Raw genomic sequence first — 12,993 nt, 5'->3', positions numbered from 1 at the left:
TTTAACACAATATAGGGCATGCTCAACAATACTTTCAGAACTCAACTCTTATGGAGATTTACCATAATCAGTGGAGCGGTTTGGTTTCTTGTTTTTGCACTGACAGTATCTGAAAGCCTGTTTTATTATCAGCTTCACAACGAGCCCGCACCCTACAAACGAATACTTTTCAATGATCTGTTTATTCTTTTTTGGATTCCATTATCTCCAATCTTGTTTGTAGCCATCAACAAGTTTTATCAATGCAAGAAAAATTGGTTGTTCTATACGTTCCAAATGGTCGGCTTGTGCCTTATGGCAATCATACTCATATTAATATTGGAATCAATTATTCATTATTATGGTGATACAACTCTTGAAGTAGATAAGACCTTTGCAAATGTCTTTGTTCAGCTTATCACCTTTAGGTTGCATTCTAATCTTGTGTTAGGGCTTGGATTTGTGGCATCCTGCGTCGCCTACTTGAGTTATTCAGAATCGCAAACCCTATCACGCAAACAAGCTGAATTAAATCAGAGTTTAATGGCAGCACAACTCGGCGTTTTGAAAGCACAAATCAAACCCCATTTCCTATTTAACTCGCTCCATGCTATTTCTGGATTGGTTTTGAAAAAGGACAATAATTTGGCTATCACAGTAATAGCTAAGCTCAGCGATTTACTTCGTGAGAGCATAGACATGGATAACCAAAAATGGATTACTGTCCAGGAAGAAGCAGATTTTATAAAAAGGTACTTGGATATCTATATCGTCAGGTTTGGAGAAGACTTAAAGTGTGAGTTTGAGATAGAGAATGATGCAGAGAAATTACTTATTCCGCCGGCTTTGTTGCAGCCTGTTGTGGAGAATGCGTTGGTTCACGGAGTTGTGCCCAATGGCAACAGGGGTACTATTACCGTAAGTATAAAGAGAGATGAGAAAACTGTTCAAATATCAGTTCAGGATACAGGCTATTTAAATGAGCAGTCAGAGTCATGTTCGAAAGAGGGCATAGGCCTTTCGAATACCAGGAAAAGATTGTCTTCATTGTTTGAGGAAGACTTTAAACTAGACTTTGATAGTAAATCATCAACGACTCAGATCATTTATCCGGCATTAACCACCGAGCCATGAAATTGAAAGCACTCATAGTTGATGATGAACCTCTAGCCAGAGAAATTATTGTTTCCTATCTCAGAGACTTCGAAGAGATTGAAACTGTACATGAGGCTACCAATGGGATAGAGGCCGTTGAACAAATAAATAAACTGTCTCCAGATTTGCTTTTTTTGGATATTGAAATGCCAAAAATGGATGGTATCGCAGTATTGGACAGCGCAAATTTGATTCATCTACCTGTGGTGATTTTTACTACCGCTTACAATCAATTTGCCATTAAGGCATTTGAACTCAATGCCACTGATTATTTGATGAAGCCATTTGATAGAGCCAGATTTCATGCATCGATGAATAAAGCACTCGAAAGGATAAAGTTATCAGGGTTCAGAGATTTTCATGAACAATGGACCAAAATAAACCTAGACTATCAAAATTCGATTATTCAAAATCGGGAGTCAAAGTATCCTGGTAAGATTGTCGTCAAAGATTCAAAAAGAATTAAGCATATACTTACAGATGATATCCAATGCATTCAGGCTGCCGGCGATTACATCGAGATCATTGACCATGCAGGTAAGTTTTTATTATACAAATCCATTTCAGAAATAGAGTCAAAGCTTGACCCTCAGAAATTTAGACGTATTCATAAGTCTTATATCATCAATTGCGAGCACATCAAGGAAATCCGTCCGCATACTAATTCTGAGTATTATTTTCATTTGACTAATCAAAGAGTAGTTAAGTCAGGAAGAACCTATAAAGACAAGATTACAGACCTTACTAAAGGCACCTTCTAACAGTTTGTCGAGTATTTATAACAGTTTGTAGAGAACCTTAAAAAAAACTAAGGTCAACTGCTGTATGCTGTGTTTCTTGTGAAAGAATAAAGGCTCAAACCCATGAAAACAAAAACTTTTACCAACACTCAACTTAACAAAGATTCTTCGGTTAAATGGTTGAAGACCGGGCTAGCAATAGTGCTAGTCTGGCTTCAGCCGTTTTCATCATCAATGGCTCAAGAGCTATTTATGGAAGGCAAAGTCTCCACCCCATACAAGGAAAGGGACATGACCATATCTCCAGATGGAAATCACTTACTCTATTCTATCCATAGCTACAATGACGACCAAAGGATGATTGTAGAAATGAAAAAGAAGGAAGATCAATGGAATGAACCTTCGGTCGTTTCCTTTTCTGGAATAAGCAAGGATATTGAACCCATGTTCTCCCCAGATGGAAATCGCTTATTCTTTGCTTCCGATCGGCCCATGTTCGACGGCGATGAAAGCAAAGACTATAATATTTGGTATGTAGATAAAATTGAAATGGGATGGAGTTCGCCAGTCTCGCTGGATACATTAATCAATACCTCAGGAGAGGAGTTTTTCCCGTCGGTATCAAACAATGGGACGCTCTATTACACGGCTACGAGATCAGATACCAAAGGCAAAGAGGATATCTACTATAGTTTGTTGAACGATGGGAAATTCACGAAACCTACAAGCTTAGATAGTGCCATTAACACGGCTACCTATGAGTTCAACTCTTTCATTGATCCCGATGAAAGGTATTTAATCTTTAGCTCATATAAACGCCCCGATGGCTTCGGAGGTGGTGATTTGTATATTTCGTATAAGAAAGACGACGTATGGCAACCAGCTGTCAATCTTGGCAATAAAATCAATTCTTCCAAACTGGATTACTGTCCTTTTGTTTCTGCAGATGGCAAGACTTTTTATTTTACTAGTAGTAGGAAGGATTTCGTCCAGGTCAAAACTGTTTCAGAATTAAGAGAGGCTCTGAACAGTCCTAAAAATGGCTTTGATGACATCTATACAGTTAGAATGGATGAGTTACCAAGGTAACAATATGATTAATAAAAAAAGCCAGTTTGATAGTTAATCGAACTGGCTTTTGACGTTTTGAATTCAATGAGTTTTAGTTGTTGCTCATTTTATCCATTTCTTTTTCGAAGGTTTCTTTGAACTTTTCGTAATCGTAATCAATTTTCAATCGATCATCATTTTTGATTCTCTGTTCGATGGCCTCTTGCACAGCGTCCGCCTTCATTTCAACAGCCATGTAGCACTTGTATTTTCCGGTTTTGCTATTTTCAGTAAGCTTTTCGCAGATTACTTTCACATCATTCAATTGCTGATTCACAACCTCTCTGTTGAGTGACTCAAATCGTTCTTCGATTTCCTCTACATTGTTAAACTCTCTTGAGTTAGCGTAATTGTCAGTAGTACTTTTCACGGTAGTTTCTACTTGGCTTGCCAACGCTGCCTTGGCATTACTTGATGCTTTCTTACGAGCAATTTCCAAGTCACTACTCTCGCCAGTAGCGTAAGCACGGAAGTTCTTTTTGTCACTTCTGTAATCTGGACCAGAGCAGTGTAAAACTATTTCACTTTCTCCTTTAGATGACGTTGGCTTAGGAGTGCCTTTACATCCTATCATCAGACCTATGGTTCCAACGATGGCTATGGTGTTGATGTAATTGATTTTCATAGTTATTTGTTTTAATTAGTCTATTTTTATTCTGTTTATTTCGGGTAAAATTTCATATCGAAGCGCTGTTTCCATTAGTGCCAGTGCTTCTTCTTTGGCTTTCATTTGAGATCCTGATTTGACACCTTTAAGATCTGATCTTGTGGTTTGATAAACTACTTTTTCAGAAGAGAGCTGTACGATTTTCACTGAAAAATTGAGTGTTTCTCGATAAAGGTTGTATCGAGGATCGTGTGTACTTTCTAACCATCTACCATCAATTTCAACAGCAAAAGTAGCCTTAGATTCGTCTGATACTTTATTCACTAAATAGCTTGTCAGAATGGATTGAGCTGATCTTATAATAAGTTCTTGATCTGCTCCTGAAGAACTTGTTCTGAAAATGGCAGCTTGCGGCTCAATTTTCACATTGATTCGATCAGTAGGAGCATCTTGCTTTTGAGAAAACATCGCTCCAATAATGTTCTCGGTGGATTTTTCTCCAAATACTTTTTTCAAGTCTAATTCCACTTCTATAGATTGTGTGCTATTAGTTGGAACATTCACTACCGGTAGCTGAACCATTCCATTATCGTTACTTTTGGCCGGTTGAAAAGTATCCAATGACTCTCCATATTTTCCAATGAGCAGTGGTAAATCTTTTGCTGGGATATCTTTATACCTAGCAGTGAATTTTGGTAATTCACCATCTCCCAGAGGCTTGAATACTATGGGATCTTGGGAAGATTTGAACGATAAATTCGCAAAGGTTTCAGCTATAGATTGATAGTTGTGATTGGCAAGGTCGATTCTTCCATATTCATGGATGAATGCTGATAGATCTTCTTTCAGATGAGGAGTGATAGCATCAAAAGACTGTCTATAAAGTTGTAGTGCCGTGCCTATTTCTCCTCTGTTTCTAGATTCGTGGGCTTCTTCGAGCAATGAAATAGATAGTTTTTTAGCTTTGTCCAATTTCTCCCTTTTTAATCTTTTATACTCAGCAATATTCAATTGATAATACACCCAATATTCTCCTTTTTTTGTATAGGTATCTACTAATTCATAGCCTTCGAGTTCATCTTCTATTTTTGTTTTTGTCCAAGATTCATAGGTATCCTTGAGCACATCGTTTTCTTCCAATTGATGAAAAACTGAGGTTGAGCTTAGTTCCACTGAAATTTCGGATATAATATCCGCTAGCGCCTTATTCTTCGCTACCTGATTAAAGTCTCTTTCAGCTATTGAAACTCTAGCGATCCCTATATAATGAGTATCTGAAATTGGACGCTTTTTTATCCAGCTTGGAATTCTAGCCGTTGCGCATCCGGAAGTGCCTACTATTAATAAGAAGAATGTTAGTTGGATAAGGTGTCGCATGGGAACTGTTTTTGAGTTTATCTTAAAATTAATTGTTTTCTTGGGAGTGATAACAAATTTATTGCCAAGATAATTGACGAATAAAAAAAAATATCAGAAAGTATCTTAAAAGACAGCTGTGGGGTAGTAAGAGTATATTTTAAAAATAAATTTCTAATGTTTAAAACTTTTTTGCAACCACCTACATCTTAGTTGTGAAAGAAAAAACTCATTATGACTATGAAAATAATAAATACAATTGCCCTGGCTATACTCATGTGTTCCACAGGCTTGGCGCAATCAGTAAAACTTGGAGATGTATATCCAAAAGAAGTGAAAATTCAAGGATTCAGTGTTTCTCAAAGTGGGGATGTAAATATCAATGGATTAGGAGCTGTATTCGAGGACGATTGGAAACTTCTCATTTACTACGGCTGGATAATAGATGCTGATTCGCGTGAAGTGGTTTGGCACTTGTTTGACTTTATGAAAGATGAAGATATCGACGGTGAAGATGGACCGTTCAAATTTGATGATAAGGTCTCTCTAAAGAAAGGAAACTATGAACTCTATTTTGCAGGGATGTACTCCAACAGAAATTGGAATAGAGAAAGAGATAAAGATTGGTATTTTGATGGGTTTGGTGATACCATGGATTGGCTTTTTGGTTCCAGAAGAAGGGAAAGTTATAGAAGAAGTGCGCAGGATGATTTGTTTATAAAAGTAGATGGTTCTGGAGTAAAAGCAGCTGACGCTAGAAGTTTCTTAGATAGTAAAACCAAAAACGCCGTGGTTTCAATTAACAAATCAAAAGATGATCAGCGTTTTAGCGAAGGTTTTACGTTAACCGGATCCACCGAATTACAGGTTTATGCGATCGGTGAAGGTAGCGACGGCGAGATGTTTGATTATGCCTGGATTACCAATGCAAATACTAGGGAGAGAGTATTTGAAATGGACTACAGAGATTCGCGTTATGCTGGAGGAGCAAGAAAGAACTTGAAAGTGAATGAAAAAATCACACTTCCAAAAGGTAGCTATTTAGTTAACTATACTACAGACGATTCACATTCATTTGAGCGATGGAATGCACTGCCACCAGATGACATTCAATTTTGGGGTATATCAGTTTGGGCAGAAGGTAGTGATAAGAATAATGTGGTGGCATATCAGGAACCAAAAACTGTAAAACCCTTGGTTGCCTTAACAAAAGCGAGAGATGATGAAATGATAGCCAAAGGTATCACTATCAAAAAGGCCATGGATGTTAGAGTCTACTGTCTTGGAGAAATTACAGGAGGAGATGATATGGCCGACTTTGGTTGGATAGTAGATGCTTCTACAAGAGAGAGGGTATGGAGAATGAAGCCTTATAAAGCCAGACATGGTGGTGGAGCGGATAAGAATAGGTATGTGGAAGAAGTGATTACACTCGATCCGGGAGACTATATCGTTTATTATGCCACTGACGATTCTCATGCTTATGGAGATTGGAACTCAAGTCAACCTTATGAACCAGAAATGTGGGGGATCACTATATGGGCTATTAATGAGGCTGATTTGAAAAATGTTGCTCCATTTCACCCCGAAGAGTATAAAAATAAAAATGAGTTAGCCGTACTTACTATGGTAGGCGATCGGGCACTAGTTAAAAAGACCTTTTCAGTCAATGAAGACACTAGAGTTCGGGTATTAGGACTTGGAGAAGGAAGTGGTGGTGAAATGTACGATTATGGTTTTATTAAGAATATGGATACGGGTAAAATTGTATGGGAAATGGACTACCGCAACTCAGAACATGGTGGCGGTGCTCGCAAAAACAGAGAGTTTAACGAAACGGTTATGCTCGAAAAAGGAACCTATCGTGTGTACTACGAAACAGACGGTTCTCACTCATATCGCAGATGGAACGATGACCCACCAAGTAATCAGGAAATGTGGGGTATTACAGTACTCAAGGAAGGTAAATAAGAACTTCACCAAGCTGTGCTTAATTGCACTGGAAAAGGATCTCGAATGAGATCCTTTTTTTTTGTTTAACATTTTTAAAAAGACATTAATCAAACTATTTACAGTAATTTTGCAGCAACAATAAATGTCAACACCAGGCTGTGAACCTGGCAATAAAACATAACAATGAGTACAAAAGGACGAGTGCTTGTGGCAATGAGTGGTGGTATAGATAGCTCAGTAGCCGCAGTGATGCTTCATGAACAAGGATATGAAGTCATCGGAATGACAATGAAAACCTGGGATTACAACTCCTCGGGTAGTAGCAAAAAAGAAACGGGCTGTTGCAGTCTGGATTCTATCAACGACGCGAGAAATATTGCCGTCAACTTAGGCTTTCCTCACTACATACTAGATATCAGAGAAGAATTTGGTGACTATGTGATCAATCATTTTACGGATGAATATCTGGCTGGCCGTACACCAAACCCATGTGTATTATGCAATACACACATTAAATGGGATGCATTATTGCGTCGAGCAGACAAATTGGGCTGTGACTTTATTGCGACAGGTCACTATGCCAATGTGCGGGAGGAAAATGGCAGGTTTGTGATCAGCAAAGGAGTTGATGAAATGAAAGATCAATCTTACGCACTTTGGGGGGTCTCTCAACAAAGCCTGAGTCGAACACTCTTGCCTTTAGGGCACTTGAAAAAGTCAGAAATCCGAGAGATGGCGAGAGAGAGAGGGTTTACCGACCTTCTCAACAAGTCGGAGTCATATGAAATCTGCTTTGTTCCTGACAATGACTATAGAGGTTTCTTAAAAAGGAGAGTCGACGGACTTGAAGAAAAGGTTGCAGGTGGTGAATTTGTGCTTGAAGACGGAACTGTAGTTGGCACACATGAGGGTTACCCGTTCTATACCGTAGGACAAAGAAAAGGTTTGGGTATTGCCTTAGGCTTCCCTGCCTATGTGGTGGAAATCAATAAGGAAAAGAATCAAGTAGTCCTGGGTACATTTGATGAACTTTCCAGAGATGGTATGTACGTAAATCAACTGATCTTGGGTAAATACAGAGGCCTATCAGAGCGAATGGATACAGTTACCAAAGTACGATACAATGACTCAGGCAATCCGGCCGTTATAGAGCAGGTAGGAGATACCATGAAGGTATTTTTTGGAAATGGAGTTTCTGCCATTGCTCCCGGTCAAGCAGCGGTTTTCTATGAAGGAAACGATGTAATCGGCGGGGGATGGATTAGCAAGAGCTTTAACCAGTCGAATCAACGTGCGGTATAGTCTTTTTCTTCTTTTAGCATCTTTTTTAATAGGTTGTTCAGAATCTGAGGTAGCCCAAGATACTGATCGACTTGGTCTTCATTATTTCCCTTTAGAAGTTGGGACTTATAGAATCTATGATGTTGAGGAGAGTATCTATTCTGTTCTTGGAGTTACCACAGAGAACTATGAGCTTAGGGAATTTGTTGCTGACTCAGGCGTAAATGCAAGTAATAACCTGCAGTACATCATTCACAGGTCAACAAGGTCTAATGAAACGGAATCTTGGCATCTGGATTCAATTTGGACGGCACAAAAGTCTACCAACCTGGCTGTTCTTACTGAGAACAACGTTCCCTTTGTTAAGTTGAGTTTCCCGATTGAACATCAGCTGGAGTGGGACGGCAATAGCTTGAATAGCTTAGCTGATGAGATATATTGGTACAATATGCAATTACCGGATACCACGATTTTAGATTCACTGTATCAAGATGTGGTTCAGGTAGTTCAAAGTGATAGAGGAGAAGATTTTTTGGGTCTGGAAAATCGTTCGGAAATTTTTGCACCCAATGTAGGAATGATTACCAAAGAAAGTGTTATTCTTAGATATTGTCAGGCAGAATGTAGTGCTGAAAAAGAGATTGAATCAGGAAGAGAACTGATAATGACATTAAAAGCATATGGGAAAGAATAGAGTACTTTTAATATTACTAGTAGTTAATTTGACTGTGCAAATTGCCGCTGCTCAGACTAATCGATATGTAGTTTACTTTACTGACAAAGACAACTCCAGCTACAGTATTGACGACCCTTCAGCTTATTTATCTACCAAAGCCATTGAAAGGAGAGAAGCCCAATCCATAGCCATCAGCTCTGATGACTTACCTGTAAATGACAGTTATATAACTGCCGTGAAAAATACTGGTGCCATTACTTATTTCACCACAAAGTGGATGAATGCAGTGTTGATTGAGGCCACTACAGAACAAGTGGCAACCATCGAGGCACTTGACCATGTGCTTAAAACTGACTATGCTGCACCAGGACAAAAGCTAAATGGAGTTCCAGATGCTGAAAATACGACACGGTTGGATGTGAATCCATCGAATCAAAGCGACTTGAATTCTGATAAGCAGCTGTCTATGCTTGGAGCTAATTTGATGCATCAGGATGAAATAACTGGAGAAGGAGTTTGGGTTGCTGTTTTTGATGATGGTTTTTTAGACGCGAATAAGTCATCAGTATTTGCCCATACCTATGAGAATAATAAGTTGAAGGATGTTTTTGATTTCACCACTGGTGGACAAGATGTTTTTCAATACGATGATCATGGTACGGGTACTTGGAGCTGTCTTGGAGCTCACATGAATTCAACCTTCATTGGGACAGGTTACAATGCGGATATTAGCTTGTATGTAACAGAAGATGTTAGCTCAGAGTACAGAATAGAGGAGTACAATTGGTTACTGGCTGCTGAGAGAGCAGATAGTTCAGGTGTGGATATTATTACTTCATCTCTTGGGTATAGTGATTTTGATGACCCATCTATGGATTATTCGATTGAAGATTTGGATGGCAATACCTCTGTTATTTCTAAAGCTGCCGAAATGGCCATTGATCGAGGAATACTAGTCGTAACTAGTGCTGGTAATTCAGGAAACAGCACTGACTGGCCCTATGTTGCTATGCCGGCAGATGTTGAAAATATTGTTTCAGTAGGTGCACTTGATGCTGAATATAATCTGGTCTCATTTAGTTCGGTAGGTCCCACTGCTGATAATAGGATCAAACCGGAGGTCGTTGCTATGGGTTATCAGACCACAGTACTTGGTGAAGGTAATGTGCTAGTGAAAAAAAATGGTACAAGCTTCGCTGCTCCCTTGGTGGCTGGTTTTGCTGCAGGTCTTTGGCAAAAATTCCCTAGTCTCACGAACTTAGAGTTAAAAGACCTCATTCTATCATCTTCAGATAACTTTTCCACTCCAGACAATAAGGTGGGATATGGGCTTCCTAATTATAATGTAGCCGTAGGCGAAGTGCCCCTGGAAGTAACCAAGCTAACAGATGAAATGATCAGTGTATATCCTAACCCAGCAACGGGTGATCATATCAACTTAATCATAGAAAAGGGGAGTGTTCCAATGCCGTTAACCTTAAAACTCTTTTCGCAAAGTGGGAAATTGCTAAATGAAAAAGTAATCAAAAGGGCCAAGAAAGGCCAGGTGACAGAATTGACCTTTAACCAAAATGGGCAAGGAATTTACTTTCTGCAGATTGAAAGTGAGTCCTATTTCAAAAATGTTAAAATATTGCGCTACTGATTCTCAGGGCGATGTATATATTGCATCCGATTTGCAGCAAACCATACATGGCCAATTACCTAAAACATATTTTATTAGTATTCCTAGTTTGGCATTTGAGTCATGATGTCTTGCTAGCTCAAGAACCATCTGTCATCCAGGGGCAGGTGATTGATTCTCTCGAAAGACCAATCAGTGATGTATTTGTTTTGCTACTGCCAGATTCGGCTTCTACCCTTACGGACAAAAAAGGAAGATTCAACGCTAAATATATTGGTGAAAAGCCTACAAAACTCATCTTCTCACATCTACAATTCGAGACACTAATTCTTGAAACCAAGGATCAAAATACTTTTAATATCAAGCTGAAGGAAAAGACTCAGTTACTTTCAGGAGTAGATATACAGGATAAGAGATTCGGAGAAACACCAGAGATTGGAAATATCGAGATAAGTGCAAAGAATGCTTATACGCTACCTTCTGCCACAGGAGATTTTAGCAAGGTGTTGGCTACTCTGCCAGGGGTAACGAGTAACAATGAACTAGCCTCCGTGTATTCAGTTCGAGGTGGGAATTACGATGAGAATCTGATATATGTCAATGGTATAAAAATCTACCGTCCATTTTTAGTCAGTGCCGGTAGACAGGAGGGACTCGGCTTTATCAATACAGACATGGTAGGAAACGTTCAATTCTCTGCTGGCGGTTGGCAGGCCAAGTATGGCGATAAGTTATCCTCAGTACTCAATGTGCAATATGAGGAACCTAAAACAAATAATGCCACTGTCAACATGAGCTTGTTAGGAGGAAGTCTACATTTTGGAGGTATAAATAAAAAAGGAGATTTGAATTACTCCTTAGGGGTAAGGCACAAGAATAGTCAATATTTACTTGGAACGCTTGAAACTAATGGCAACTACTTACCTAAATTTACTGATTTTCAAGGTTATATCAACAAGAACTTTGGTTCTAAGACAAAGCTTGGAATATTGATTTCCTCCGCACATAACAACTATTTGACTCTTCCTGAATCACAAGAAACCGAGTTTGGAACTATTCAAGCATCATTCAGAATGTCGACGGCTTTCGAAGGAAGTGAGCAATTGGATTATCACACCAATCAAGCAGGAGTGGTTCTGTCACATGCCTTTACCGAAGATGTTATTTCACGACTAACTATATCCGGAGTTTACTCTAGTGAGCGAGAGAACTACGAAGTCGAAGGTGCGTATTTGCTATGTGATGTGAATCGTGAGCCTGGATCGAACAGGTTCAATGAATGCGTTACTATCAGAGGTGTGGGAAGCAATTACTCCTATGGAAGAAACAAGCTAGAAGCTAAAATATTGACAGTTGATCAAAAAAATGAAATCTATTTGGGTGACGATGTACTTGCTTTTGGTATGTCTTGGGATTATGAAAACTTGGATGATCGACTTCAGGAGTTTGCATTTACTGATTCAGCTGATTTTGCCAATGTAACCTACTCGGTGGACAACTCTATCGACATTCAGTCTCATAAATTAGCAGGGTTCGCTCAATATACGCTCAACTCTGCCAATCAAGTACATACCTTAAATGCTGGAGCTAGAATTAACTACTGGTCATATAGTGGTCAATTGTTAATTAGTCCGAGGTTACAATATGCCTACAAGTTAGGGACCCAGAAAAGCACCACTTTACGATTATCTGCCGGACTTTACCAACAGCATCCTTTTTATAGGGAATTAAGAAATCGAGAAGGTGAAATCAACCCTAAGGTAAAAGCTCAATCATCGTTACATATCGTTGGGGGGATGGATCATCATTTTTTGGCTTGGGGAAGACCGTTCAAGTTAACCACGGATTTATATTATAAATACCTATGGGATGTCAATCCATACGATGTTGACAACATTAGAGTACGATATTTTGCTACTAATCAGGCCAACGCTTATGCCTATGGTGCTGATTTTCGAGTAAATGGTGAGTTTATCGAAGGCACAGAATCATGGTTTAGTTTAGGGTTGCTTAAAACGATGGAAGATCTGCAAACCGGTGATGGTTATATCAGGCGCCCGAGTGATCAATTGGTCAATTTGGGTATCTTCTTTCAGGATCACTTACCTAATGACCCCAGCGTGAAGGTGAGTGTAAACATGCTTTTCGGAAGTGGCTTGCCATTTGGTCCGCCGCGAAACGATACTTATCGAAATAGTTTTAGTGGAGATGAATATTATAGATTGGACCTTGGCTTCTCCAAAAGCTTTGAGTTCGAAAATGATAAAACATTGATTCCAAACACTTTATGGTTAGGCCTTGAGGTGCTTAATGCTTTGGGAGCGGAAAATACAATATCTTACACTTGGATTCAGGACGTCGTTGGAAATCAGTTTGCCGTTCCAAATACATTATCGGCAAGGTTTTTGAACGTCCGGGTCATAGCTAAATTTTAAATTTTCAAACCATTTAGAAAACCATTGGTGAAAAGAAAATATCTGAATAATTTCATAAGATATTTTTGTGTAGCAAA

General features: G+C 39.0%; 10 protein-coding genes. 8 read left to right on the top strand and 2 right to left on the bottom strand.

Going from position 1 to position 12,993, the window contains the following annotated elements:
• Window positions 1-18: 18 nt before the first annotated feature.
• From ACO6S2_RS12760 to ACO6S2_RS12750, 3 genes are all read left to right on the top strand, one after another.
• The gene (locus ACO6S2_RS12760; protein ID WP_422358941.1) at window positions 19-1,113 is read left to right on the top strand and encodes a sensor histidine kinase; all 1,095 of its coding nucleotides are present in this window, start codon (window positions 19-21) and stop codon (window positions 1,111-1,113) included.
• Complete coding sequence (locus ACO6S2_RS12755; RefSeq protein ID WP_422358940.1) at window positions 1,110-1,895, top strand: LytR/AlgR family response regulator transcription factor; 786 nt, start codon at window positions 1,110-1,112, stop codon at window positions 1,893-1,895. The genes ACO6S2_RS12760 and ACO6S2_RS12755 overlap by 4 nt, the downstream gene beginning before the upstream one ends.
• Window positions 1,896-1,997: 102 nt before the next feature.
• A complete protein-coding gene (locus tag ACO6S2_RS12750; RefSeq protein ID WP_422358939.1) occupies window positions 1,998-2,963 on the top strand; it encodes a hypothetical protein in 966 nt (321 codons plus the stop codon).
• 73 nt (window positions 2,964-3,036) lie between these two features.
• Here ACO6S2_RS12750 and ACO6S2_RS12745 read toward each other — a convergent pair whose 3' ends face one another.
• Together ACO6S2_RS12745 and ACO6S2_RS12740 are read right to left on the bottom strand one after the other, a co-directional pair.
• Entirely contained in the window at window positions 3,037-3,609 is a 573-nt protein-coding gene (locus ACO6S2_RS12745) for a hypothetical protein (RefSeq protein WP_422358938.1), read from the bottom strand.
• 15 nt (window positions 3,610-3,624) lie between these two features.
• Window positions 3,625-4,968 carry an LPP20 family lipoprotein gene (locus ACO6S2_RS12740; protein ID WP_422358937.1) on the bottom strand — a complete coding sequence of 448 codons (1,344 nt, stop codon included), beginning with the start codon at window positions 4,966-4,968 and terminating at the stop codon, window positions 3,625-3,627.
• A gap of 219 nt (window positions 4,969-5,187) precedes the next feature.
• Between ACO6S2_RS12740 and ACO6S2_RS12735 the strand changes: the two genes are divergently transcribed.
• The 5 genes from ACO6S2_RS12735 (at window position 5,188) to ACO6S2_RS12715 (ending at window position 12,916) form a co-directional block, all read left to right on the top strand.
• Window positions 5,188-6,918, top strand: coding sequence for a hypothetical protein (locus tag ACO6S2_RS12735; protein WP_422358936.1), 1,731 nt, complete (start codon window positions 5,188-5,190; stop codon window positions 6,916-6,918).
• A 165-nt stretch (window positions 6,919-7,083) separates the two neighbouring features.
• Window positions 7,084-8,202, top strand: a complete 1,119-nt coding sequence (gene mnmA, locus ACO6S2_RS12730) for a tRNA 2-thiouridine(34) synthase MnmA (RefSeq protein ID WP_422358935.1) — start codon at window positions 7,084-7,086, stop codon at window positions 8,200-8,202.
• Window positions 8,192-8,875 (top strand): hypothetical protein, encoded by a 684-nt coding sequence (locus tag ACO6S2_RS12725; protein ID WP_422358934.1) that lies wholly within the window; start codon window positions 8,192-8,194, stop codon window positions 8,873-8,875. Before mnmA ends, ACO6S2_RS12725 begins: the two co-directional genes overlap by 11 nt.
• Window positions 8,862-10,502 (top strand): S8 family peptidase, encoded by a 1,641-nt coding sequence (locus ACO6S2_RS12720; protein ID WP_422358933.1) that lies wholly within the window; start codon window positions 8,862-8,864, stop codon window positions 10,500-10,502. The genes ACO6S2_RS12725 and ACO6S2_RS12720 overlap by 14 nt, the downstream gene beginning before the upstream one ends.
• 47 nt (window positions 10,503-10,549) lie before the next feature.
• Entirely contained in the window at window positions 10,550-12,916 is a 2,367-nt protein-coding gene (locus ACO6S2_RS12715; RefSeq protein ID WP_422358932.1) for a TonB-dependent receptor, read from the top strand.
• The last annotated feature ends 77 nt before the right edge of the window (window positions 12,917-12,993 follow it).

This window comes from Reichenbachiella sp., from assembly GCF_965233835.1.
In the GTDB taxonomy this organism is placed as follows: Bacteria; Bacteroidota; Bacteroidia; order Cytophagales; family Cyclobacteriaceae; genus Reichenbachiella.
This window is presented reverse-complemented; position numbering and strand designations above follow the sequence as displayed.